Source organism: Kangsaoukella pontilimi (assembly GCF_009830125.1).
GTDB lineage: Bacteria > Pseudomonadota > Alphaproteobacteria > Rhodobacterales > Rhodobacteraceae > Kangsaoukella > Kangsaoukella pontilimi.
The window spans coordinates 14016-37695 of the sequence record NZ_WUPT01000005.1 but is presented as its reverse complement, the minus strand read 5'-3'; the positions used below and the strand labels follow the sequence as shown (position 1 = coordinate 37695).

Sequence of the window (23680 nt, the reverse complement as noted above, 5' to 3'; positions counted from 1 at the left end):
CTCGGTTCATCGGTTTCCGCGCAACTCCAGCAGGGCCAGATCGAAGCGCGATGCAGACAGGATAGGGCAGTCGGTCAGACCCACGGGCAAAACGTATTCCATACGACGTAGCGCCTCGGACGCGTCGGCAGCCCTGTTTTCACGGGTCAGGAAATGCGCCTCGGTCAGGATGGCGCGCACCTCGCGGATCAGATCCGCTTCGGCGGCCCGCGCCGCTGCCGGATCGGACTGCCGAAGCGACACGGTCCGCCAGAACGCGCTCGACGGGTCGTCGGGCGAGATTGTCCGGGCCTGCGACCCCGCGCTCGCCAGGCACCGCTCGACCGCCGGCTCGATCGGCGCGCTTCTCTCGACCCAGCCCGTGGTGCGCATCCCGCTCTGGCCGGTCTGACCCGCGCCGGCGAACAGGACAAACCCCACCGCCGCCAGGACCATCAGACCCATCGCCGGCAATGCGACGCCCAGTGGCACGGTCTTCGGCTGTGCGCCACCCGACGGCGCGGCCTCTGTCTCAACCGGGGCGGCGACACGGCGAATGTCGATCCGCGTCTCCCGACCCAGCCGGAACCACATGCCGGGGCGCACGGCGCCGGTCCGGGGGTTTCCGCGATCCACCTCGCTGACCCCCCGGTCCGAGGTGAAGAACTCCCACCCCTTCCCGTCCTTCCGCCGCTCGAAGGTGATGTGACCCGACACGACATCCCGCGCTCCAAGGCGTAGATCGTCGCCCGGCCCGGTCCCGACCGTCACCCGCTGACCTGTCAGAACCAGCGTCCGTTCAAGGTCGATACCTTCGGTGACTTCGATGCTGAACCCCTTGGGGCCGAGAAACGCCATCATCAGAGAAACCCCTGCGACCGTATCGAGACGATCGTCGGCGCAAGCGCCCCGATGATGATCGCCATGAGCATGAGAAAGACCGGCAGGACGATATTCGTCTTCAGCCGCTCGGCGGCACGGTTGGCCATCTCCTCGCGCAGATAGCGAAGCTCTTCGGCCTGATCGGTATAGAACGCCTCCGCCTCGCCCGAGGACTTCTCGCCCTGGGCGAGGTTCTTCAGGATCGCCTTGACCGAGGGCGCGCGCACCCGCTCGATCATGCGCCGGAGCGCGTCGTCGAAACTTGTCGCGTCGGCATCCCGCGCAGTAATCGCGATCTCGCGAGATAGGGGCGTTCCGGGCGACGCTTCGACATATTTCGTCAGCGCCTTCCGCGGCGTGCCGCCCGCCTGAACCACCAGAACGGCAAGGTCCAGAAAGAAGGGAAACTCGCGCTCGATCTCGTCCGAGTTCCGCTTCGCCGCCGACGTGATGTCGGTCAGGAAGTAAAAGAACACGACAACCGCGCCCACACCCCACCACCGGACCAGCATGGCCAGCCCCGCCTGCCCCGTCAGCGCCCCATTGAGCGTGAAAAGCGCACCCACCGCCAGTCCGACCAGCACCGACAAAACCATGGCCGCGGCCAGATACTCGCGCCCGCTGATCCCGCCATAGGGCCGCCCCGCGTAAAGAAGATCGCGCTCCATCGCCGCGCTCATCGAGTGAAACGGCGCCGCCAGTGGCTGGAACGTGCGGCCAAGCGCACGGACAACACGCACACTCGCCTCCGGCCCGGCGGCTTCAGCGTCCAGATTGGTCTGGAACCGGTCACCGGTCGCCGACAGCGCATTGGCGACCACCAGCCCCAGGAACAGCGTCCCCGTGCCGAAGGCGAGGGCGATGAACAGCGCCTCCATCAGACCTGCACCTTTGTCAGCCGGTGCCCGATCACATGCGCGCCGAAAAAGGCGAGGACCGCGACACCGATCAGAAGCTGGCCGAACGGGTCGGCCAGAACCGATTGCTCGTGATCCACGACGAAGGCGGCGGCGACGGCCACCAGCGGCCCGACCAGCGACATCAGGTACAGGTTCCGCCGCCCGTTCTCGGACGCGGTGCGCAGTTTCTTGTTCAGCCGCTCGATCTCGATCAGCGTCCGCGACAGGTTCTTCAGCGCCTCGATCAGGCGCCCGCCCGAGGACGTGCCGACGCGCACGACCGACGCAGTCAGTGTAAAGCTCGGCATGTCCAGACGCCGGGCCATCTCCTCGAATGCCTCGTCGATCCCCATGATCTCGACCCGCCGCTGCAGGCGACCGATCTCGATATCGGCGGGCGGCGGCGCGGACTCTGCAACCCGCTTCAGCGCGGTCTCAAGCGTCGCGCCCGCCGCCATCTCGTTCGCCACCTGCTGAAGCGCCAGCGGCAGAGACAGTTCCAGTTCCCGCGCCCTCTGCCCCGAGGCCCGGCTGTAGAAGAACACCGGCAGGGCAATGAACAGAACAAGGATCATCAGGATCGACGGCACCGTCGCCCCCGCCGCATAGAGCGCGGCCCCAAGCGCGACAGCGGCGAAGAGAAACAGCGCCATCGTATCGACCGGATCGCTTGGGCGCCCCAGAAGATAGGTCAGCACCGCCGCGACCTTGTCCTGCCGCTCTGCGCTCTGCGCGTCCCAGATCAGCCTCAGCGCGGGCAAAAGCAGCGCCAGAAGCCCGAAGACCCCAAGGGCAAAGGCCGCGGCCATGACCAGATTGATCGGATCATGCGGCATGCTGCGCCTCTCTTTCCTCGGTCTCGTCGAAAAACGTGTCGATCCGGATCAAGCCCCGCGACGACATCTCCTCGAAAAAGCTCGGGATATAGCCCGAGATCGTGTGCCTCAGCAGGTCGCCGTCATCGGCCAGCTCGAAGATCGGGTTGACCGGAATCTGACCCGTATCGGGGTCATACGCGCCCAGCTCCGCGATCTCGACAATGGTGCGCTGCCGCGCCAGCGGCGGCGCATCGGGCGCCAGCGACGGGGTCTTCGACACCTGCACGACAAGGTCCACCGCCGCGCTGATCTGCTGGCGGATGGCGTGGATCGGCAGGTCCTGTCCCGACTGCAGCACCATCGTCTCAAGGCGCAGGATCAGGTCCTGCGGGTTGTTGGCGTGGGCCGTCGTCATCGACCCGGAATGGCCCGTATTCATCGCCTGAAGCATGTCCAGCGTCTCGCCGCCCCGGCATTCGCCGACCACGATCCGGTCGGGCCGCATCCTCAATGCGTTCTTCACCAGATCGCGGATCGAGATCTCGCCCCGCCCGTCGACATTCGCCCGCCGCGCCTCCAGCGTGACAAGGTTCCGGTTCGTCAGGCGAAGTTCCGACGTATCCTCGATCGTCACGATCCGCTCATCGTTCGGCACGAACATGGCGAGCGCGTTTAAAAGCGTCGTCTTACCCGACCCGGTCCCGCCAGAGATGATGATATTCTTCCGGGCCAGAACGGCCGCTTCCAGAAACCGCTCCATCGGAAGCGACATCGCCCGGTTCCGGCGCAGATCGCTGACCCGCCAGTGCTTCTTGCCAAACTTCCGGATGGTCAGCGACAGGCCGTTCAGCGCCGTTGGGCTGGCGACGATATTCGCCCGGCTGCCGTCCGACAGCCGCGCATCGGCCAACGGCGCGCCCTCGGTCAGCTGCTTGCCGTCCCGCCCGGCGATCCGCGCCGCCACGGTGAAGAGCTCGTTTTCCGAGGCGAAGGTCAGACCCGTCTCGAACATCCGGTTGCCCTTCTCGACGAAGATCCGGTCCGGCCCGCAGACCATGATCTCCGAGATCGCGTCGATATCGAGCAGGAACTGGATCGGCCCCAGCCGGAAGAACAGGCCCAGCACCCGCTCGCGCACCGCGTCCCGGATCAGCGCCAGCTTGAACGTCTCTCCGATCATGCCGTGGACCGCGCGGAACGCCTCGTCGAAACCGGTGCGGATACGCGCAAGATCATCCGCGGTCGCGCCATGGGTCATCGACAGCTTCAGCTCCGACGCCAGCTCTTCGCGCAGCTCCACCGCCCGCGCCCGCTGGTCGGGGTTGAGCTGCGAATAGGCCAGCTCCACGTCGCCCCGCGTCCCGCTCATCAGACAGGCCGAGATCAAGGGCCGCCTCAGCGCCTCGGCGGTATAGCGGTTGATCGTGCCGACCTTGCCCGGCCCGCTGACCGAGGCCAGCTCGACATCGATCAGCCGGTCGAGCTCGGCCGACAACAGCGCCTCGCGCTGCCCCGCGCTCCCGTCGAACAGATCGCGGCGGCGATCCTCGAAATCGAGAAGCGCCTCGTTCATCATCAGTTCCAGATCGCCCAGGTCCGGGTTCGAGATCGTCTCGCTCACCGACCGGTTCGGCAGCATGAGCTGGACGAGGTTGTTCCCCAGCCACAGCTCGGCCCCGCTGGTCAGGTCGGCGGCCACGTCCTTGCCGACCTCCCGCCGCCCGATCCGCGCGCCAAGGGGGGTCAGCGGCGTGACCTGCCACACCTCGCCCATGTGCATCAGACGCGCATGGCGCGGCGACACGCCCGAACCCGACAGGTACACGTAATCCGGCGCGCCCATCCGCGCCTGATCGCTGCCCAGCTCGTAATAGGTGCCGTCCAGAACCTGCGCCGCCTTGCGGTTGCCATAGGCGTCCGAGACCCTCAGATGCGCCCGCGCGGTCGTCATTGACCCAGACCGATGCAGTCGGCGGTGCCCTCGCAGGGGTTCCGCAGAACCAGCGTCAGATCCGACACGGTCATCACCTCGGCGGCCAGAAACGCCTCCACCGCCGGGGCAGGCGCCTGAAGCGTCACGTTCTGATACTCGGGCAATTCGCCGTCCTCGGCGCGGTCCGTGCCCTGATCGTATTCGCCCACGGCCATGACCTCGGCGTTCTCGATCAGCGCGCGCACCTGAACGGTCTCGTCCTCGCCGATGAACGCGCCCACCACGTCGACCCGCGCGCCGGGGTCGAGGAACACGCTTACCCCCCGATCCGGCTCGACCGGGATCGAGAATGCGCGGTTGCCCGGGTCTATCCGCATGTCGAAGGCAACCGACCGCTCGGCAAAGAAATGGGCGCGTTGCAGGAAACTGCCGGCCGCCACATCCTGCCCGAAGACCATCCCTTCAAGATTGATCCGGGTGACCGGATCATCCCCGAGCGCCCAGGCGAAATCCTCGGCCAGGGCGCGCGGCATTGTCTGAGAGACGACGTATTTCTCGAAAAACGCCTCGTCGATCTCGGTGCCCGCCCGGATCACCAGCCCGTCCTGGGCGACAAGGCGCAGCTTCGACATGGTCGCCGTCTGCTGGGCGACCTGGGCATAGTAGAACCAGCCGACACCGAACGACAGAAGCGCCGCGAGAAGATAGAAGATATTGCGCATCACACCTCCGAGAATTGGGCGACAACCACGGTCGCCCCTCCGTCCGCTTCAAAATACAGCGTCACGCTGCACCCCGGCCGGTATCCGACAAAAAACGACACCCCCGCCAAACTGTGACCGTCAAAGCGGTAACCCTCTGATTCGAAATAGGTTTGATACAGCTCCGCGGTCTCGCCGCGCGGCAGATCGTGACTGACCACCACCTGCCCCGCACAAGGCGCCGCGCCGCGACCGTCCAGCAGAACGACCGCACCGGCGGGAAGGCCCGTCTCGTCCGCCGTCAGCCGCGTCAGGATCAGAAGCGCGCCCTCGGTGCCGGCGTCGGCCGCCCTCAGTGTCACCGCAAGCGTCACTGTCCGTCCGGGGGCCAACAGCTCGGCGTCCACGTCGGGAAAGGCCGTCACAAGGAACGACCTCAGCGCGTCGGGCACATGGCTGCCGCTGTAGGACACAGTCGCCTTCGTCCCGGATGCCGCCATGGGCGCGGCGTCGGGCAGACGCGCCTCCAGATGGCGGACGATCTCGGCCAGCGGCGTCGAGGTCTCGGCATGATATTGCTTCATGCTTTCCCCGGTCGAACCAAGGCTCAGCGCCGGGATCATCAGGAAGATCGCGAACAGAACCGCGCGGATCAGCATCGTGCCGGCCCTCCGTTGGGAAAGACGTTCGGAAACAGCTTCCATGTGGTCGACCGGCAGAGCTCGTCCCAGATCGCGTCGTCATGCGCCCGCGCATAGCGCCGCGTGCCATGATCGAACCGGTCCCGCGACGGGGCGACATAACTCTGCCGGGACGGAACCGCGCTCTGCTGGCGCAGGAACTGCGGCCCGGTCGAGGATACGCTCCCCGCGACCGTGCCGACCACGTCGCGCGGCCCCCGCCGCGGCTTCACGTCCCTGAGGATCCCCCGCCAGGACGACGCCCCGTCATCCAGCGCCTTCCACACGGCCTTCTGGTTCCCGAGCCGGGCCTCGGCATCCCGCAACGCGCAGCGCGCAGTCGCGGTCTGGCCCACATCGATCCGGTCGGTCAGGTCGTCCCCGTCAAAGGAACAGCCCGTCGGCCGCCACCTGACATCCAGCGCCCGCGATACCGTCGCCTCCCGCGCGAAGACCGCCGTCTCCTGCCGCGACAGCGACGCCTCAAGGATGAACTGCGCCAGAAGGATCATCACGATCGCCACCGGAAGCGCCATCAGCGCCTCGACCGAGACCGAGCCGCGCCGGTCAGTGCGCATGGACCCGCCCCCAGCTTGCCACGTCGCCCACGCTCAGCAGGTCCTCGGCCAGCTCGTCAAAGACGCCCGTCGCCTCCCGGTCCAGCGCCCGCGCCGCACCCCGCGGATCGTCCAGACGGGTGGCCGGCATCAGTACCGACATCCAGTTCTGGGAATACAGCGTCGCGCCATCGGGGTTGAAGACACCCACCTGCCCATAGCCCGTATGCGCCGTGACGCTTTCGGGCAGCACCGCCGCGCCAAGCCGGCGCGACTTGGCCTTCCGCGAATAGGCGAGGATACGGTAGGGGTCGGTCATCGCATCGACATCGGCCGGAAAGGCGACCGACGCGATGTCGCCCACGCTTTCGATGTCGCCCAGGCTCCCGCCCATGTCGGCCAGCGTCATGTCCTTCAGCGCGAACATATGCGGCACCGGCGCGGCCATGATCACCAGCTGCCCGCCGTCGAACTTCAGGTCGATGCCCACGGGTATCTTCTCGCGGTTCGCCCCCGCCGCGACGGACAGATGCGCGACCGTGAAAGCGCGTGTGAAACTGTTCGGCCCGCGCCGGTTCTGGTTCCGCTCGATCTTGAAGCCCGGTGAGATCCGGTCGTAGCCGATCGGGATCTTCCGCAGCACCTTCAGCACCGCCTCGGTCACCTCCTTCGCGCCGCCGACCGCGTCGACAAGCCCGTCCAAGATGTCCTTGGTGTCGTCGTCGAAGGGGACTTCCTCGTCCTCTGGCTGCCCCGGCGCATCGGGCTGCGCGCCGATGGCGGTGCCCGGTCCGTTCAACGGATGGCGCGGCATGTCCGAGATGCTCCGGTCATAGAACCGCCGGAACTCGTAGAGGTCGTCCCCGATCCCGGTGATCGCGTTGATGAACTCGCGCAGATGCCGGTGGCGGCCGCGTCCGCCGTCGCTCAGCGGCCCCTTCCCCATCGCGAAACCGCGTTTCCGGAACGTCGTGTCGATCCCGAGCGATCCGGTCTCCATCACCTGACCAAGCCGCACAAGCTGCTCGAAATCCTGCGGATCGAGAGGCAGCGCCATCCCGAAATCCGTATTGGTCCGGCGGCACTGCCTCAGACCGGCACCGTTACACGGATCGGCGAAATGATGGGCGTCGATCTCCAGAAGCGTGTGATAGCCCCGCGCGATCTCGGCCATGGCCTCGGGATGTCGCGCCACAAGCGCCCGGTTCATCCCGTCGATCGCCTTCAGCGCACGTGTCGCCACGTCGACGCCGTGGGCCGGGTCGAAATCCTTGTTGATGTCCACCATCCTCAGCCCGGCATGAACCGCCGGCAGCGCGATACCCGCGTGCCAGGCGGTGCAGGGCGCGGTCCAGAGAATGGCCTCGATCCCGGCGGCGATGGGGTTCTTACTCTTTGGCGGGCATTGCGCTGCGCCATGAGCGGTGACATGGCCCACCATCAGCGACGCCTTCATCGCCAGATAATTCGTCGTGAACAACAACGCTTCCGACCCGACCGCCACGCTCATCAGCTGCGCGGTCGTGACGTTGTTCATCGAGATGATGTTGAGCGACCGCGCCGTCCACGTCCCGTGCAGCGCCGCCAGCGCGTCCGCCGCATCCTGCGTCTGCCGCCGGTCGTCGACCATCTGGCTTGCGTTCATGTTGGACGAGATCATGCCCGAGACCGGCACCATCGCGGCCACGGCCACCATCGCCATGGCGCCCCGCCGGGTGCGTCTGACCAGACGCCCGATCATAACAACGTCACCGACGCGGTGCTCGTCTTCCAATAGGTGCCGTCGCCCCGCTCGCCATCACGGACAAAGCGGCGGAAAGGCGTGGACAGCGGCATCCGGAAGGTCACCGTCGCCCGGATCGGCCAGGCCGTCGCGCCCGCGGCCAGCGCCTGATAATCCGGCTGCCATGCCAGATCGACGGTCACGTTGCCCTGCTCGAAGACGTAACACATCGCATTGATCGCCGCCTGATCGCGGCCCGCGATGCTGTCTCCGTTGGTGATGATCTGTTCACCCGCCAGAACGCGGTCGCAGCCGCGTGCGGCCGCCTGCCCCGTCGTGGGTGCGGCGGCGATCAGCGCCCACCGCGCGGCGTCCTCGGCCTTGGCCTGCGCGGCCCGGTTCCTCGGACCCGGATCGGTCAGGCACGCACCGGGCCGCGGCAGGGCAGATCCGGTCATACGCACCAGCAGGATTTCCCTCGGCGGGCACATATGGGCCAGCGCGCTCCGCGCCGCCGCATAGGCCGCCTGTTCCAGATAGATGCGCCCCTGCGCACTGATCAGCACCTGCGCCACGGCGCCGAACAGCACCAGAACCGCCGGAAGGATCAGCGCCGCTTCCAGCGACGCGCTGCCGCGCCGGATGCCCGGCCCCCGCGTCATCGCGCCAGATCCCTCAGATCCTGAACGTCCTGCTTCCAGCCGGACTGGGTGGCCTTGCGGTCGGTCACCATGTCCCTCGACAGCGCCGTGACGGTCGTGAACACCGCCAGGGCAAAACCGAAGATCAGGATCTTTTCGAGGGTCATGGCCGCCCGCGCCTACATGTTGCCGAGGTCGTCGAGGCCGGTCTGCAACTTGCCCTCGCTTGACTGCCGCTCGGTCCACATGGACGTGCCAAGCGTCGTGACCGTCAGAAGAACGGCAAGGGCGAAACCGAAGATCAGAAGTTTTTCCAGGGTCATGTCTCTTTTCCTTTGCATGAAGGCAGGTGGTTTCATTGCCGAGCTCCCGCTACTTCAGAAGGTCCCGGATCGTATCCATCACGAAGGTGGCGATATCGGTGCCCATCGTGACCAGAACCGTGGTAACGGCGAGACCGAGGCCAAAAATCAGAAGATATTCCAATGACATGATCTCTTTCCCTTCGCGGAAACTCGCTTTCGTCACAGGAACCTTAGCGCGGCGTGACGGGGCCGAAGGCGACGTCGTATCCGATGCGACGGGCCGCGCTCAGACCCGCTCCAGGGGGGCGTCGGCATCGCGTCTCAGGAATACCGGCGTCATCGCGTAGCCGCCGGTCGCTTCCGTGTCCTTGACCGTCTCGGCGATCTCCATGACCAGCCGCCTGCCGTGGGTGCGGCGCACCTGCACCACGAGGTCGATCGCTTCGACGATCTGCCGCCTGACCGCGATTAGCGGCACGTCGGCATCCGACATCAGGCACAGCGTCTCCAGCCGTGACAGCGCCCGGCCCGGATCGTCGGCGTGGACCGTCGACAAGGACCCCGCATGTCCGGAATTCATCGCCTGGATCATGTCGAGCGCCTCACCGCCCCGGCATTCCCCCACGATGATCCGGTCTGGCCGCATCCTCAGCGCGGCGCGGAACAGATCGCGGATGGTGATCCCGCCCCGTCCCTTGGCATCCGGCATCTGGCTTTCCATTGCCACCACATGCGGCATTCTCAGGTCCAGCTCCGCCACGTCCTCGATGGTCAGGATGCGCTCGGCGGGGTCCATCATCCGGCAGAGAATGCCCAGAAGCGTCGTCTTGCCGGTGCCGGTGCCGCCCGAGATGATGATGTTCCGGTGCCCCAGCACCTGCTCGCGCAGCCATGCGATGGCCTCGCCCGACAGCGACCCGCTCGCCTCCAGATCCTCGATGCTCGGCGGGTCCTGCGCGAACTGCCGGATGGCCAGCGTGATCCCCGCCCGCGCCGCCGGGTCCTGCACGATATGCACCCGCGCACGGCTCGGCGTCCGCGCCTCCAGCGACAAATCCAGCGGATCGAGCCTCTTGCCCGAGAACTGCAGGATCACCCGCGCCAGCGCCCTCAGCGCCGCACTGTCCTCCAGCCGTTCGGTCACGGCTTGAACGCCGCCGCGGCCATCGACGAAAACCTCGTTCGGCCCGTTGATCATGATCTCGGTGACGGTCGGGTCGTCGTAATAGCGCACCAGCGGCCCCATCAGGTGCCGGATCAGCGCGTCATACACGGTATCCTGGATCATCGTCTCACCCCAGTGGCAGGGAATAGACGAAGGCCTTGATCGCCATCGACCCGACAAGCGCCTCCATCAGCATGTAGGAGATCGTCAGAAACCCGATCACATAGGCGCCCACGGTCAGCAGATAATCGAGGCTCATCTTCAGCCCTTCGCTTTTGTCATGTCCCCTCAGAGATACGCCGCCGCGCCCGGCCGCTCGCCGCTGTCGTAATCCATACGACGCCGCGCCGATCCGCCCCGCCCTCGCCTAGCCTCCCGCCAAGCGCCGCCCTATGCGGCCCGACCCGAGAGGAGCACCCATGCGGAACGCTGCCGCAGCCCTGGCCATCGCGATGACCGCCACCGGTGCCGCCGCCGACGACTGCCCCAGCTTCGGGCTCGAACCCGGCTATCTCACGGACTTCTTCTGCAACGCGCTGACCGACATTCAGCCGCCCCGCACCCGCGCCGTCGGCGACCGCGCGGGCATCGGCACGGGCCCGGACGCCGAAATCGCGCCCGATTGGCTCGACCTGCCGCTGGTGGACGAGGCCTGGCGCTCGGATCCGGCCAAGACGCTCCTTCTGATCGAGCGCATCCGCGCCGCCGGCGGGAGGCCGCTGAAATGATCCCCACGAAAAAAGTTAACGAACCGTTAACGGCTGTGACGCCCGTCACTGATACCGCCCCGGCGAACGGGCAAGGCTCGGTCCATCAAGGAGGACCCGCCATGGTTTCCACACGTCTCGTTTCGCATTTCGACGCACCCGGCACGGCACAGACCGGCTGCCGGCACCGCGTCGACCCGCTGAAGCTTCTCGACCTGATCGAACGCATCAGGACGGCGGGCGGCAGCACCAAACCGGTGCAGATCGCACCAGCAAAACCATCCGCGACCCGCAAGGCCGGATGATCCCAACCAACAGGAAAGGACCAGACATGAAACGTCCCATCTATACCATCGCCTGCCTCGGAGCGGCCTTCGCGCTCTCCGGTTGCGGCTTTCCCTATTTCACCGAGACCGCCGAGGAAACGGTGACCGCCGCCCCGGCGCCCGCGCGCACCGCGGCCCCGGCCCAGGTCGCCCGCACCACGACGGCGGCGGTCGAGGCGCCCGAGGAAGACGAAGCCACCGGCGGCCCGGTCCCCTTCTTCGGCCGTCACGTGCCCCTCGGCATCGACCGGAGCAGCGACGGCAACGGCGGCGGCGGCGGCAGCTTCAGCGGCGGTGACGAAGGCGGCGGCTGGGGCTGAGGGGGAGCAGGAGCAATGACACGACACATCCGCCTCGCCGCAGTTCTGGGCGCCTCCCTCCTGACTGTCGGCGGGGCGGAGGCGCAGGTCGGCTCCTACCTCGACCGCCTCGTCAGCGGTTCGGCAACGATCACGCCGCTCAGAAGCATCGACACCTCTGTCCGCGCGTCCAAACGCTATGCCGTGGTCATCGGAAACGGTAATTACCAGGCCATTCCCCGGCTCGACAACGCGGTGGCCGACGCCTCGGTCGTGGCCGAGTTCCTCCGCGGTCAGGACTACATCGTCCAGCACCGCACCAACCTGACCAAGCGCGGGTTCGAGGATGCGCTCCGCCGTATCCTCTTCGACGTCGACAAGGAAACAGAGGTCGTCATCTTCTTCGCGGGCCACGGCTTTCAGATCGGGTCCGAGAACTATCTCGTGCCCGTCGACGCCGATCTCGACAGCGTCTACGACATCCCCTTCGAGGCGGTGTCGCTCGGCTCTCTCGTCAGCATCGTCGGCGCCCGCGCCCGGCTTCAGGTCGTCATACTCGACAGCTGCCGCGACAACCCCTTCGCGGGCAAGGCCGCGATGACCGAAATGGGCGTGTCCCTCCGCGAGACGAAAACCGGCTTTTCCTCGCTCGCCGCACCGCTCAATTCCATGCTGATCTATTCGACCTCGCCCGGCGCGCTCGCCTTCGACGGCGAAGGCGACAACAGCCCCTTCACCGCCGCTCTGGTGCAAGAGGCGTCGGCCCGCCCCGATGACGAGATCAAGGACGTTTTCGAAGGCGTCCGGCGCGCCGTCTATCAGGCGACGAACGGCCAGCAGGTGCCGTGGGATTCCTCGACCCTGATCGAACCGGCCAGCTTCGGCATCGGTGCGGCGCTCTCGCGCCCGCTCGCCGTCAACAGCACCGGCACCGGCCAGACGCGCGGCCTCGCGCGGATCGCGGCCACGGAAGAGGCCCCCCTCATCCTTGCCGCGTCGGAGGACGTGTCCGCCGTCATCGACGCCGACTTCGTGCCCGAGGTCTCCATCGGCGCGGCCCTCGCAGAGGCGCTCGATCTCGCACCCGAAACGCCCGTCACTGTCACCGCAGCGCCTGATGCCGGGCGCCTTGTCCTCACGGGCGACGACGGTGTCGCCCGCAGCGTGGTCAATCGCCCGCTTCTGGCAGCGGACCTTCGCGACCTCGTCCTGATCAACGAATCCGTGCAAACCCCCGCCCTCTCGCTCGACGACGGCATCCTGCACGACCGGCTTCGCCTCTTGGTGAACGGCGACGACCGCGAGGTCGCGCTCCGCCTCTCCCCCCAGGCCTGCGACTTCCACGCGGGCGACCATCTCGATCCCGACGGCATGGGGCTGACCCGCTACCCGAACGAACTGGAACCCGAAGCCGCACTCGCCGCCTGCGAAGCCGCCGTGGCCGAAAACCCCGACACCGGCCGCTTCCACTACCAGCTTGGCCGCGCCCGGCTGGCGCTCAAGGACATGGCCGGGGCGGAGACCGCCTTCGAGACGGCCCGCGATCTCGGCCATGCCCGCGCGTGGTATGCGCTCGGCAATATCGCCTTTGAGAAGGCCAAGGCCGAGGGCCGCGTCATCGACGGCAAAAGCCCCGAAGACGTGCTGGCCTTCCATGCGCGCGGCACCGACGCGGGCGACCCGTACGCCTTCTACGCACTCGGCCGTCAGCTGATGCGCTTCGGCGCGACCGAAGCGATCGAGGTCGAGGGCTACGACCTCGTCATGCGCGCGCTCGAGGTCGGGCATACCTTCGCGATGAACGACCTCGCCTTCTTCTATCTCAATGAGAACTCGGAATATTTCGACGGCGAGCGCGGTCTCCGCTATCTCCGCGAAAGCGCCGCGCGCGAGGATATCTACGGCTACAACAGCCTTGGCATCGCCTATCTCCGGGGGCAGGCCGGCCTCGACGTGGACGAGGCGCGCGCTTACGAGCTCTTCACCCGCGCCGCTGCCGACGGTCACCCGACGGCCCCCTTCAATATCGGTCGGATGTATCTCGAAGGCCGCGCCCCCGGCGGCGCGAACGCGAACGAGGCGGTGGCGTGGTTCGAAACCGGTCTCTCGCGCGGCCACGCCCGGTCTGCGGCATGGGCCGCCGACGTGATCCTCGTCGATCAGCCCGGCAACTACGACGTCTTCGACGCCCCCGCGCTCGCGTCCAAGGGCGCAGTCCTGACCGGCAACCCCTTCGTGCACGAGGCCGAGAGCATCCTCGCCGGTATGCCTGCGGGTCTCGTCGACGGCGGCGCGCAACGGCTCATCAACGAGCTTGCCGATGCCGGCCTGACCGTCGACGGCGCCTTCGGCCCGTCAAGCCAGACCGCCTACGAGGCGGTGCTGGCCGACTTCGGCGGACTGGAGCCGGAAACCGACTCCCATGCCCGGATCCGGCAACTCGCCCGGCTCACATGGCTCCGCAACCCGTTCCGCGTCGATCTCTACTGATGTCCCTCCGAGTAACGAGTGCGGGCGGCGCGGCCCGGTGCCGCCCGCCCAGGTTCCCTCACCGCAGTTGACAGAACTCATGCCCTGCCGGACGATCTTCTGACATGCTTCGATACATATGCCTTTCCGACCTGCACGCCGGCGCCACGACCTCCCTTCTCAGCCACGTGCCCGAGGGGCCTGACCCGTCGACGCCAAGCCCGACGACAACCACCTTCGCGACCGCCCTCGGCGACTTCCTCGCCGCCGCCGGCACGAAACCCGGCCTGATCCTCCTCGGTGACGTGCTCGACCTGCAGTTCTCCGACCGCGCGACTTCCTTTCTCACCGCTCTCGGCTTCCTGAAGGCGCTCAAAGACACCGGCGGCCTCTCGGGCGAGGTGATCGCCACCGCCGGCAATCACGACCACGCCCTCTGGACCGATGCGCGCCTCTCGGTCGAGGCCGCCACGCTCCGCCGGTCGGACGGCACGCCCACCTACCTCTCCGCCACCCGTGCATGGTCGTCCGACACCGAGCCCCCGGCGACAAGCCCGCTCCTCACATCGCTCCTTGAACGCGCGGGCTTCGACGCGCCCGAAATCCGCTACCCCAATATCGGCTTCGGCGACCGCTCCCGCGCCGTCCTCCTGCATCACGGCCATTTCGTCGAGGCGCCCTATCACCTGATCTCGACCATTCTCGACCGCCTCGGCACCAACCCCGGCCCCCTGACCGTCGAACGGCTCTCGGCGGAAAACGCCGGCTGGATCGACTTCTTCTGGTCCACCTTCGGGGATGCCGCCGATCTCGGACCCCGGTCCGAGGCGCTCTACCAGAAACTCCTGACCTCCGTCGGCTTCCGCAATCTCACCGCCAGATGGGCCGAGGCCGCCTCCGACGCCCTGGGCGAGCGTCTGCCGCTCTCCGGCGACCGCGAGGTCCGCGCCGCCCTCCATGCCGCGATCCGCATCGCGCTCGACGCCTCTCTCGGCGCGTTCCGCGACAGCGAACGCCAGGCCGTGGTCGATGCGCTCACCACCGACGGCCGCGCCGGTCTCACAAGCTACATCGCCGGTCCGACCGCCCGTCAGATCACCGGGGAACTGGACGGCCCGCCCGACGACCTCACATTCGTCTTCGGCCACACCCACAAACCCTTTTCCGACCGCGTGCCCGTCCCCGGCCTTTCCCCGGTCAAGGTCTACAACACCGGCGGATGGCCCCTGAACGGCCCGCGCCTCGACAATGCCGAAGGCGCCGCCATGGTCCTGATCTCCGACGACTTCCGCACCGCGTCCGTCCGGCTCTTCAAGACGCCCGACAACGGGATTGTCCCGGTCGCCCATCTCGACCATCTGGGCGACGGCTCCGCCGGGGACACGGCGTTCCGGGCAGAGGTCCAGCGCTGGCTCAATGAGAGCGCCCCCGCCTGGGACAACCTAGCCACGGTGGTGGGCGACGCCTACCGCGCCCGGCAGGACCTGCTTCTCGGCGCCACCTCCCGCGCCTTCGGGGCGGCCGCCGAATGACCTATCCATGGACCCCCCTGTCGCGCCGCTTCACCGACGCCGACACAGACGCCGAGATCGTGGTCGTCGGCTCGGGCTATGGCGGCGGCGTCGCCGCGTCCCGCCTGGCGCGGGCGGGCCGCGATGTCATGGTCCTCGAACGGGGCCGCGAGATCGCCCCCGGCCACTATCCCAAAACCGGCGAAGCGGCGGCGGACGCCTTCCAGATCACACTCAGCCATTCCGGCGACACCGTCGGCGCGCGCGACGGGCTCTACGACCTGCGCGTCGGGGATGACGTCAACGTGCTGGTGGGCTGCGGCCTTGGCGGCACGTCTCTCATCAACGCCAACGTGGCGATAGAACCGCTCCGCGAAGTGCTGAAGACGTGGCCCGAACCCTACCGCGAGGATACCGGCATCCTCGCCCCCTACTACGACCGCGCCCGCGCGATGCTCGGCACCACGACCTATCCGGCGGACAAGACGCTCCCCAAGCTCGACGCGCTCGAACGCGCCGCCGAGGGGCTGGGGAAACCCTTCCGCCGCGCGCCCATCAACGTCACCTTCGAAGACGGCTATAACGCCGCCGGTCTCTGGCAGCCCGCCTGCACCGATTGCGGCGACTGCGTGTCGGGCTGCAACTACGGCGCAAAGAACACCACCCTGATGAACTACCTGCCCGACGCCAAGGCGTTCGGCGCCACCCTTCTCACCGGGGCCGAGGTCATCCACCTCACCCGGAACGACGATACCGCACAGCGGAACTGGACGCTCCACGTCCTCTGCCTCGACACGGGCGACACACGCGACGTCACCGCCGATGTGGTCGTCCTCGCCGCCGGGACTCTCGGCTCGACCGAAATCCTCCTGAAAAGCGAACGCGCGGGCCTGCCGCTGTCCGACACGCTCGGCAGCCGGTTTTCGGGCAATGGCGATGTCTGGGCCTTCGGCTACAACGCCAACATCCCCGCCGGGGCGGACCGCGCGCCGGTCTTCGCCGTGGGCGCGGGCCCGAACGCGCCCGACCGGCCGCATTTCCAGCCCGGCCCCTGCATCACCGGCGTGATCGACCTTCGCGATACGCCCGAACTGACCGACGGCCTCATCATCGAGGAAGGCGTGATGCCCGGCGCGCTCGCCACCGCCTATGCCGTGGCCTTCCCCGCGCTCGACGCGCTCATGGGCGACCCCTCGCGCTTCGGAGATCTGCCCGAGCGTCTCATGGACGCCCGCGACATGGGCGCCGTGCTCGAACAGCACCCGGAACGCCTGCCCGACATGGCCTATCAGGGACCGGTCTCGCGCACCGTGCCGTTCCTCGTGATGGCGCATGACGCCTCCGCCGGGCATCTCGAGATCGAACAGGACCGCGTCGTGGTCAGATGGCCGGGCGGCGGCCTGGACCCGGCCATCCTCCGCGATGAGACCTGGGTCAGACGCGCCTCCGACGTGCTCAGGGCCGAATACCTGCCGAACCCGCTCTGGCAGGACGCCTTCAACAACCGCGTCACCACGGTCCACCCTCTCGGCGGCTGCCCCATGGGCGACGATGTGACGACCGGCACGGTCGACGCCGACTGCCGTGTCTTCGCGCGCGACGGCACCCTCCATCCCGGCCTTCTGGTCTGCGACGGGGCCGCGCTTCCCGGCGCGGTGGGCGTCAATCCGCACCTCGCGATCACGGCGGTGGCCGAGCGCGCGATCGAACGCTTCGCCGAGGCCAACGCTTGGCACATCGACTGGTCCCCCGCTCCGCAGCAGGACCGCGCCATCATCCCCGTCACCCCCGCCTTCGACATCGTCGCGATGCTCGACAGCGCGCTCGCCACGCTCGACACGCTGGAAGATGTGATCCGGGGCGGAAAGGCGTTCGTCATTTACGCCGCCTTCGTCAAGGCATGGACGACGCTGGCCGAGTATCTCGAACCGCTCGACCTGCCCGACGCGGCCACGGCGGTCAAACCCCTGACCGAGGGAGACGCGCCCGATACCATCGTCCTTCCCGTCCTCAAACAACTCCGCACGGTCCTGGCCGATATCCGCGACGCGGTGGCCAACGACGACCTGCCCTGGGCCATCACCACAGCCGAGGACTTCATCGGTGACCCCTCCCCCGCCGTCCACTTCCCCGAGCGCATGACCGGCCACCTCTCGGCCATCGGCACCCATGACGCTCCCCCGCCCTCCGACCCCTACGGCGCGGCGGTCGCGGGACCGGTCAACTGTACCCTGGACGACACGCGGATCTTCGCGCCCTCAGTCAAGACCGCGATCACGCCCCCCGATGGCACGGCACAGATCCTGTCCGGCACGCTCTCGTCCGACGCCCTTGGCGGCACGTTCGGGATCAAAGGCACCTTCCGCTTTCTCATGCCCGACGCGCAGGACATCGACGCGTGGGAGATGATCTACGACGGCACCCTGACCCCTGACAAAGGCACCGGCAAACCTCTGCACTTCCTCGGCAAGAAGCGCCTGCAACGCCGCGAGGGCTCGCACTGGTGGCGCGACCTGACCGAGCTTTTCGTCACCGTCAGCGACGACACCGGCACGCCTGTCGCCCATGGCATCCTGAACGTCGGCTTCGAAGACCTGATCGGTCAGGCCCGCACGCTCACCTTCGAATATACTGACGACGCGCTCGCCCAAAGCTGGGCGCACGTCCAAAGCCTCATCGCAAACGCCCCACCCGCCGACTGGCCCGATACCGTCGCCGGCCACGACTTCCGCAGCGCCTTCGTCAAGGCCTGCCTCGCCACGACTCTGGCCCGCAACGTCGATGCCGCCGGGACGGCCGAGACCTACTACCGGGGCACCGTCTTCGCGCGCATGGGCGGCCTCGTCCTCCGCTCCTATGGCGGCATCTTTTCCTACATGGCGAACGCCACCGCCGCCGAGGCGGGCGAGGACATGCCCCAACCCGACGGCCTCCCCCGGCCCGAGCGTCATCACCCGCGCGTCGCCCCCGGCCGCTACCTCGCGCTGACCCGCTACCGCCGGGACGAGACACCCGCCAACGGCGCCGTCATCCTCGCGGGCGGCTTCGGCACCAAGGCGTCCTCCTTCGCCATGCCCACGGTCGACCGCACCATCGTGCACGAGCTTCTCGACCACGACTTCGACGTCTGGCTCTTCGACTACCGGGGCAGCGGCGCCATCGACGCCAGCCTGCACCCCTTCACCCTCGACGACGTCGCGCGCGAGGACTGGCCCGCCGCGCTCGACCTGATCCGGGACATCGCCCAACCAAAGCGCCTCCAGGCCGTCGTCCACTGCATCGGGTCCATGTCGCTCTTCATGGCGATCCTCGGCGGCCATGCCCGCGTTGACGGCATCGTCGCCTCGCAACTGGCCGCCCACCCGATCACCAACTGGTTCAACTACGCCAAGGCCGACGGCGACGTCGCCCGCGCCATCGCCCACGGCCTGCCCGACCGCGCCCTCGCAATCCTCAAGGGGCTGGGCCTGCCAGCCGACATGATCGAACTCGCAAAGCGCGGCCTGCCCGTGGTCGACCCCCGCTCGCCCGGCCCTCTGGACCCCGGCATCCTCTTCGGCGCCACGCTCGACGCGCTGCTCTACACGGTCCCCAGCTTCTCGCCCGTCCCCTGTAACAGCCCCACCTGCCACCGCATCAACGGCATCTTCGGCCCCAGCTACCGGCACGAGAACCTGAACGACGCCACCCACACCGCCATCCGCCACGTCTTCGGCCCCGTCTCGACCGAACCCTTCATCCACATCTCGCGCATCTTTGGCGCGGGGCACCTCCTGTCGATGGACGGCAAGACCGACTACCTCGCCAACCGGCACCTGATCGACATGCCCGTCACCTTCATCGCCGGTGCGAAGAACCCCGAAATGCTGCCCGAAGCGACCCTCCGCACTCAGAAATGGCTCGCTGACGGTCCGTCCCCGCCGCCCCTCGACCGGATCGTGTTCCCCGACTACGGCCACATGGACTGCTTCATCGGCAAACATGCCGCACGTGACATCTTCCCCCGGATACGCGAAAGTCTCCTTCGTATTTGACGTAAGGGAATTCACGTGGACGGAACGTCCGGCGACAAGCGGTGGGCGGCCATCATGTCCAGCGACATGGTCGGCTTCACGCAAACCACACAGGACCTCGGACAGGAACGCGCCTTCGCGCTGACCCAGCACGCGCTCGCCCTTGCCGAAAAGACGGTCGAGGCTCACGGCGGCCGGATCGTGGACACCGCCGGCGACGGCTTTCTCGCCGCCTTCGGCGCGCCGGTCGCCCTTGAAAACGCCACCGTCATGGCCTGTCGTGCCGCCCTCGCCTTCCACCGCGCGCTCGATGCCGAAGCCGAGGCGCTCAGGGCCGAATACGGGTCCGTCCCGTCCTTCCGGACGGGCCTGTCCGGCGGCCCGATCATGGTCGCCCATGTGAACGACGCGCGCGTCAAACTGATCGGTGACGCAGTGAACGAAGCGGCCCGGCTCGAGGCCGAAGCACCGCCGGGCGGCATCATCGCCTCCGACACCATCGTCCGCGAAAGCGAGGGCTTCGTCCTCACCGGTGACACCGGCACGCTGGTGCTCAAGGGCTTCGCCAATCCCGTCACCTGGCATCGCCTCGAAGGGCTGACCGACCCCGCAACACGGTTCGAAGGCACGGCCAAGCGCGGCCTTTCCGGTTTCGTCAGCCGCAAGCCCGAGCTTGACACGGCACTGGCCGCGCTCGCCGGTGGCAGACCCGTCGCCCTCTCCGGCGTGCCCGGCATCGGCAAGTCCCGCCTCGCCTACGAGATCACGACGGCGCTTTCCGACCGGAAGACCATTGCCACCGGACAATGCGCCCCCACGGACACTGCTTTCGCGCTTGTCTTCGACCTCGTGCGGGACGCCGCCGGTTGCCCCCGCGACGCCACACGCGCCGACATCGTGGCGGCGGCGACCGAACGTTTCGGAAGTGACCTGACAGGCCCGCTCGTCGCCGTTCTGGACAGCGACGGGCCGAAATCCGACGACAAGAGCCGCGCGATCCGCACGCGCGAAGCGCTCGGCGCACTCCTGACCGGCATCGCGGGGGGCTTTGGAATCGTGTTTCTCGTCGAGGATGCGCACTGGCTCGACTCCGCCTCCTCGTCGGTTCTGGCGATGCTGCTCGACAGGGGCGCGCCCTTCATCGTCACGCACCGCCCCACCGCCACCGCGCCGTGGCTTTCCAGCCCGGCACTCTGCCGGATCGCTCTGGCACCGCTGGCCTCCGCCGATATCGAAACGCTTGTCTCCATGCGCCTTCCGGGCCGGATCAGCCCGGCCTTGACGCAGCTCATCGCGGAAAAATCGGGCGGCAATCCCCTCGTGGCCGAAGAAATCACCCGCGCCCTGTCCCTACCCGGTCGTCTGGCCGCCTCGCCCGACGGGCTCGACCTCGCCGGCGAAACCGCATCCCTCCTGACCGGCACGCTCGAACAGCTCATACTCAGCCGCGTCGACCGGCTCACGGCAGAGGATCGCGAGGCGATCGAGACCGCTTCCGCCATCGGCCGGGACTTCTCCGAAGACCTCCTCGACGCGGCCCTCGGCCGGGCCAGCACTCTCGGACAGATGGCCGATACCGACCTGATCGAGCCCACCGGCCCAAGACAGTGGCGCTTCTCGCACGCCCTTGTCCGGGACGCGGTCCACGGCAGTCTTCTGACCCAGAGACGCCAGAGCGCGCACAAGCGGATCGCCGGGGCGCTCGAAGCATCGACCGGCAGCGACGGGCAGGACTGGGCGCGGCTCGCCTATCATCACGACGCCGCAGGCAACGCCCGCGACGCGGTCCGCGCCTTCATCAGGGCCGGTCAGGCGGCGCTTCGCGACTACGACCTGCCGACAGCGGACCAGACCCTCGGACGCGCCTTCGCCCAGCTCGAACATGCGCCCGACCTTGCCGACGAGGCGCAATACCGCGATCTCGTGCTGACCTGGCTCAGAACACTGCTCCAGATGGGCGACTTTGCCCGCCTGAAAAACACGGCCAGACGCGCTTTGCCCCGCATGGAGCGCGAGGGGTATTCCTCCGCTCTCAGCATCACCCGGACCCTAACCGCCATCGCCATGTGTCAGGCCCGCGACTATGCGGGCGCCGAGGCGCTGGCGCAGGCCACGCTCACCGACGCCGAGGCCGCCGGCGATCCCGGCGGGGCGGCCTGGGCTAAGACCGCGCTCATGCGCGTCTTCGACGAGACGGGCTGGCAGACCATCGAAACCATCGAGCGTCTGGCCGCGGAAATCCGCCCCGTCGCCGAGGCCATCGACGACCGGCACCTCGCCATGACCGCGCTCTACCAGCTTTCCTCCGCCTATCGCAGCGTGGGCCGCAAGCAAGAGGCGCTTGCCGCCGCCGAACGCATCCTGACCTTCGCCAAACGCTACGACGACCGCCGCGCACTCGCCTTCGCAGCATGGTCCAAGGCACTGATCTTCGGCATCGAGGGCGACCCCGAGCGCGCGCTCGACGCCGTGGCCGAAGGCCGCCGCAACGCGATCCCCGGCTCGGGCGACGAATCCGTCTGCCGCACTGTCGAACTCTTCAGCGCCACGTTCCTCGCCCAGCCCGAAACGGTCCGCGACGAGGTCGAGGCATCCATCGCCAAATACCGCCATATGGGCGATCACAATCTCCTTCATTCCATGGAGTGGATCGGCACCGTCATCGAATTCCGCTCGGGCCGCCTGCATGCCGGATGGCAGCGCCTCAACCGCCTCCTCACCGAGGTCGCGCCGCTTGGCAACGTCAACGTCGAACGACAGTTCCGCCTTCTGAAAGCCGAGGTTCTGCTCTCCGCCGCCGGACTGATCGACCCCGACAGCGAAGCGCCGCCGGACCGGCCGAAACCGCACCGCGAAAGGCCCGAGGCCGCCGACATCATCACCTTCCTGCGGATCAGGCCCACCGCGCTCCGCCACGCCCGCACCGAGCTTCAGCGCTGCCTCGAACTGGAACGCGAGGCGGGCGGCGCCCATTTCGCGCGGGCCAAGATCGGGCTCGGCCTCGTCGCCCTCGCCCGCCGCCGCCGCAAGGTGGCGCGGGATCACCTTACCGCGGGCCACGCCGCCGCCCTGGCCGAAGGCGTCCCTGTCCTGGTCGCCCGCGCCGACCGCGCACTGGCGAAACTCCGGCCCTAGCCGCCCGCCTCCAGCATCCGCTCCAGCGCGTCCATGTCGTGCAGTACGATGATCCCCTCGGTCACCGACAAGACGCCGTCCCGCGTCAGCCGCGCCAGATGCCGGCTTACGTTCTCGCGGGCAAGACCGGCCAGCGCGCCGATCTCGGACTGCGAGAAAGCCAGCATGATCGTCACATCGCCATCCGCGTCCGCCTTGCCCCATTTCTCGGCAAGCCCCAAGAGACACGAGGCAAGCCGCGCGCCCGCATGGGTGATCGCCACCGTGGCGAACCGGTCCGACGCGTTCCGGATCCGCGCGCAAAGCGCCTCGATCAGCGCCTGCATCGCCTCGGGGTTCCCGGCCAGATAGCCCAGCAATTCGCTCCGATGCACCATGCGCCCGACGCCCGGCTTGACCGCCACCGCGTCCGCGCTCCGCGGCTTGCCGTCCAGCGCCGAGATCTCGCCCAGAACCTCGCCCGGACCGCAATGGGCCAGAACCGATTTACGCCCTCCCGCCGACGTCACGCTGATCTCGATCAGCCCCTCGTCGACGACGAAAACGAACTCCCCCGGTTCGCCCTGCCGAAAAAGCGGCTCCCCCCTGGCAAGAGTCCGGATATGACCCACCTTGCGCAGCCCCTCGCGAAGAGCGTCGCTGAAAATCTCGGCCGACGGTGTCCTATCCGGCATTCGCTGGATTCCCTTCAACGCAACGGGACCGTTCAAAATCACGGGGTGAAAGCGAGGTTATAAGATGGTCCTGGTCTGCGCAGATTATCACTATGGAGCCGCGAATGCATTGGCGCATTACATTGAAAGCCGTTGACCCGATTGAGAATGAATATCGCAAGGAATTGATGATAGTGACGGATCTTGATCGTGTGGCCAACGGTAAGCTCGGCTGATCGATCGAAGGCGGCAATGCGATCATGAAAGAGGTTCAGAAGACCATC

General features: G+C 67.6%; 21 protein-coding genes. 7 read left to right on the top strand and 14 right to left on the bottom strand.

What is annotated here, in order from left to right; all coding sequences use genetic code 11:
• Window positions 1-6: 6 nt before the first annotated feature.
• From GQ651_RS17955 to GQ651_RS18995, 13 genes are all read right to left on the bottom strand, one after another.
• Window positions 7-840 (bottom strand): hypothetical protein, encoded by an 834-nt coding sequence (locus tag GQ651_RS17955; RefSeq protein WP_160765666.1) that lies wholly within the window; start codon window positions 838-840, stop codon window positions 7-9.
• On the bottom strand, window positions 840-1739 hold the full coding sequence (locus tag GQ651_RS17950; RefSeq protein WP_160765665.1) for a type II secretion system F family protein: 900 nt from the start codon (window positions 1737-1739) through the stop codon (window positions 840-842). The genes GQ651_RS17955 and GQ651_RS17950 overlap by 1 nt, the downstream gene beginning before the upstream one ends.
• On the bottom strand, window positions 1739-2596 hold the full coding sequence (locus tag GQ651_RS17945) for a type II secretion system F family protein (protein WP_160765664.1): 858 nt from the start codon (window positions 2594-2596) through the stop codon (window positions 1739-1741). The genes GQ651_RS17950 and GQ651_RS17945 overlap by 1 nt, the downstream gene beginning before the upstream one ends.
• A complete protein-coding gene (locus tag GQ651_RS17940; protein WP_160765663.1) occupies window positions 2586-4529 on the bottom strand; it encodes an ATPase, T2SS/T4P/T4SS family in 1944 nt (647 codons plus the stop codon). The genes GQ651_RS17945 and GQ651_RS17940 overlap by 11 nt, the downstream gene beginning before the upstream one ends.
• Window positions 4526-5233, bottom strand: coding sequence for a Flp pilus assembly protein CpaB (cpaB, locus tag GQ651_RS17935; RefSeq protein WP_160765662.1), 708 nt, complete (start codon window positions 5231-5233; stop codon window positions 4526-4528). The genes GQ651_RS17940 and cpaB overlap by 4 nt, the downstream gene beginning before the upstream one ends.
• Window positions 5233-5871, bottom strand: coding sequence for a hypothetical protein (locus GQ651_RS17930; RefSeq protein ID WP_160765661.1), 639 nt, complete (start codon window positions 5869-5871; stop codon window positions 5233-5235). Before GQ651_RS17930 ends, cpaB begins: the two co-directional genes overlap by 1 nt.
• Window positions 5865-6470, bottom strand: coding sequence for a hypothetical protein (locus GQ651_RS17925; RefSeq protein WP_160765660.1), 606 nt, complete (start codon window positions 6468-6470; stop codon window positions 5865-5867). The genes GQ651_RS17930 and GQ651_RS17925 overlap by 7 nt, the downstream gene beginning before the upstream one ends.
• Window positions 6460-8190 (bottom strand): hypothetical protein, encoded by a 1731-nt coding sequence (locus GQ651_RS17920; RefSeq protein ID WP_160765659.1) that lies wholly within the window; start codon window positions 8188-8190, stop codon window positions 6460-6462. The genes GQ651_RS17925 and GQ651_RS17920 overlap by 11 nt, the downstream gene beginning before the upstream one ends.
• On the bottom strand, window positions 8187-8834 hold the full coding sequence (locus GQ651_RS17915; protein WP_160765658.1) for a TadE/TadG family type IV pilus assembly protein: 648 nt from the start codon (window positions 8832-8834) through the stop codon (window positions 8187-8189). The genes GQ651_RS17920 and GQ651_RS17915 overlap by 4 nt, the downstream gene beginning before the upstream one ends.
• Complete coding sequence (locus GQ651_RS17910; RefSeq protein ID WP_160765657.1) at window positions 8831-8980, bottom strand: hypothetical protein; 150 nt, start codon at window positions 8978-8980, stop codon at window positions 8831-8833. Before GQ651_RS17910 ends, GQ651_RS17915 begins: the two co-directional genes overlap by 4 nt.
• Before the next feature lie 12 nt (window positions 8981-8992).
• Window positions 8993-9136, bottom strand: coding sequence for a hypothetical protein (locus GQ651_RS17905; protein ID WP_160765656.1), 144 nt, complete (start codon window positions 9134-9136; stop codon window positions 8993-8995).
• 268 nt (window positions 9137-9404) lie between these two features.
• Window positions 9405-10406 carry a CpaF family protein gene (locus GQ651_RS17900; protein WP_160765655.1) on the bottom strand — a complete coding sequence of 334 codons (1002 nt, stop codon included), beginning with the start codon at window positions 10404-10406 and terminating at the stop codon, window positions 9405-9407.
• A 4-nt stretch (window positions 10407-10410) separates the two neighbouring features.
• A complete protein-coding gene (locus GQ651_RS18995; RefSeq protein ID WP_264464716.1) occupies window positions 10411-10542 on the bottom strand; it encodes a hypothetical protein in 132 nt (43 codons plus the stop codon).
• Window positions 10543-10702: 160 nt separating this feature from the next.
• Here GQ651_RS18995 and GQ651_RS17895 point away from each other — a divergent pair, with 160 nt between their 5' ends.
• The 7 genes from GQ651_RS17895 to GQ651_RS17865 all read left to right on the top strand — a co-directional run bounded on the left by GQ651_RS17895 (window position 10703) and on the right by GQ651_RS17865 (window position 22743).
• Window positions 10703-11011, top strand: a complete 309-nt coding sequence (locus GQ651_RS17895) for a hypothetical protein (RefSeq protein ID WP_160765654.1) — start codon at window positions 10703-10705, stop codon at window positions 11009-11011.
• A gap of 101 nt (window positions 11012-11112) precedes the next feature.
• On the top strand, window positions 11113-11295 hold the full coding sequence (locus GQ651_RS17890) for a hypothetical protein (protein WP_160765653.1): 183 nt from the start codon (window positions 11113-11115) through the stop codon (window positions 11293-11295).
• 26 nt (window positions 11296-11321) lie between these two features.
• Complete coding sequence (locus GQ651_RS17885; RefSeq protein WP_160765652.1) at window positions 11322-11636, top strand: hypothetical protein; 315 nt, start codon at window positions 11322-11324, stop codon at window positions 11634-11636.
• 15 nt (window positions 11637-11651) lie between these two features.
• Window positions 11652-14105 (top strand): caspase family protein, encoded by a 2454-nt coding sequence (locus tag GQ651_RS17880; RefSeq protein WP_160765651.1) that lies wholly within the window; start codon window positions 11652-11654, stop codon window positions 14103-14105.
• Between the two features lie 104 nt (window positions 14106-14209).
• Window positions 14210-15616 (top strand): hypothetical protein, encoded by a 1407-nt coding sequence (locus tag GQ651_RS17875; protein ID WP_160765650.1) that lies wholly within the window; start codon window positions 14210-14212, stop codon window positions 15614-15616.
• On the top strand, window positions 15613-19629 hold the full coding sequence (locus tag GQ651_RS17870) for a GMC family oxidoreductase N-terminal domain-containing protein (protein ID WP_160765649.1): 4017 nt from the start codon (window positions 15613-15615) through the stop codon (window positions 19627-19629). The genes GQ651_RS17875 and GQ651_RS17870 overlap by 4 nt, the downstream gene beginning before the upstream one ends.
• A gap of 15 nt (window positions 19630-19644) precedes the next feature.
• Window positions 19645-22743 (top strand): ATP-binding protein, encoded by a 3099-nt coding sequence (locus GQ651_RS17865; RefSeq protein WP_160765648.1) that lies wholly within the window; start codon window positions 19645-19647, stop codon window positions 22741-22743.
• Here GQ651_RS17865 and GQ651_RS17860 read toward each other — a convergent pair.
• Window positions 22740-23417, bottom strand: coding sequence for a Crp/Fnr family transcriptional regulator (locus tag GQ651_RS17860; RefSeq protein ID WP_160765647.1), 678 nt, complete (start codon window positions 23415-23417; stop codon window positions 22740-22742). The two genes, GQ651_RS17865 and GQ651_RS17860, sit on opposite strands and share 4 nt — an antisense overlap.
• Window positions 23418-23680 lie beyond the last annotated feature (263 nt).

What these genes read in the sequence shown, in the direction of transcription:
- GQ651_RS17940 (WP_160765663.1), bottom strand. Translation starts at nt 4,529, where the DNA reads ATGACGACCGCGCGGGCGCATCTGAGGGTCTCGGACGCCTATGGCAAC.
- GQ651_RS17890 (WP_160765653.1), top strand. Translation starts at nt 11,113, where the DNA reads ATGGTTTCCACACGTCTCGTTTCGCATTTCGACGCACCCGGCACGGCA.
- GQ651_RS18995 (WP_264464716.1), bottom strand. Translation starts at nt 10,542, where the DNA reads ATGAGCCTCGATTATCTGCTGACCGTGGGCGCCTATGTGATCGGGTTT.
- cpaB (WP_160765662.1), bottom strand. Translation starts at nt 5,233, where the DNA reads ATGCGCAATATCTTCTATCTTCTCGCGGCGCTTCTGTCGTTCGGTGTC.
- GQ651_RS17905 (WP_160765656.1), bottom strand. Translation starts at nt 9,136, where the DNA reads ATGACCCTGGAAAAACTTCTGATCTTCGGTTTCGCCCTTGCCGTTCTT.
- GQ651_RS17885 (WP_160765652.1), top strand. Translation starts at nt 11,322, where the DNA reads ATGAAACGTCCCATCTATACCATCGCCTGCCTCGGAGCGGCCTTCGCG.
- GQ651_RS17875 (WP_160765650.1), top strand. Translation starts at nt 14,210, where the DNA reads ATGCTTCGATACATATGCCTTTCCGACCTGCACGCCGGCGCCACGACC.
- GQ651_RS17860 (WP_160765647.1), bottom strand. Translation starts at nt 23,417, where the DNA reads ATGCCGGATAGGACACCGTCGGCCGAGATTTTCAGCGACGCTCTTCGC.
- GQ651_RS17945 (WP_160765664.1), bottom strand. Translation starts at nt 2,596, where the DNA reads ATGCCGCATGATCCGATCAATCTGGTCATGGCCGCGGCCTTTGCCCTT.
- GQ651_RS17870 (WP_160765649.1), top strand. Translation starts at nt 15,613, where the DNA reads ATGACCTATCCATGGACCCCCCTGTCGCGCCGCTTCACCGACGCCGAC.
- GQ651_RS17880 (WP_160765651.1), top strand. Translation starts at nt 11,652, where the DNA reads ATGACACGACACATCCGCCTCGCCGCAGTTCTGGGCGCCTCCCTCCTG.
- GQ651_RS17915 (WP_160765658.1), bottom strand. Translation starts at nt 8,834, where the DNA reads ATGACGCGGGGGCCGGGCATCCGGCGCGGCAGCGCGTCGCTGGAAGCG.
- GQ651_RS17930 (WP_160765661.1), bottom strand. Translation starts at nt 5,871, where the DNA reads ATGCTGATCCGCGCGGTTCTGTTCGCGATCTTCCTGATGATCCCGGCG.
- GQ651_RS17900 (WP_160765655.1), bottom strand. Translation starts at nt 10,406, where the DNA reads ATGATCCAGGATACCGTGTATGACGCGCTGATCCGGCACCTGATGGGG.
- GQ651_RS17910 (WP_160765657.1), bottom strand. Translation starts at nt 8,980, where the DNA reads ATGACCCTCGAAAAGATCCTGATCTTCGGTTTTGCCCTGGCGGTGTTC.
- GQ651_RS17895 (WP_160765654.1), top strand. Translation starts at nt 10,703, where the DNA reads ATGCGGAACGCTGCCGCAGCCCTGGCCATCGCGATGACCGCCACCGGT.
- GQ651_RS17955 (WP_160765666.1), bottom strand. Translation starts at nt 840, where the DNA reads ATGATGGCGTTTCTCGGCCCCAAGGGGTTCAGCATCGAAGTCACCGAA.
- GQ651_RS17920 (WP_160765659.1), bottom strand. Translation starts at nt 8,190, where the DNA reads ATGATCGGGCGTCTGGTCAGACGCACCCGGCGGGGCGCCATGGCGATG.
- GQ651_RS17925 (WP_160765660.1), bottom strand. Translation starts at nt 6,470, where the DNA reads ATGCGCACTGACCGGCGCGGCTCGGTCTCGGTCGAGGCGCTGATGGCG.
- GQ651_RS17950 (WP_160765665.1), bottom strand. Translation starts at nt 1,739, where the DNA reads ATGGAGGCGCTGTTCATCGCCCTCGCCTTCGGCACGGGGACGCTGTTC.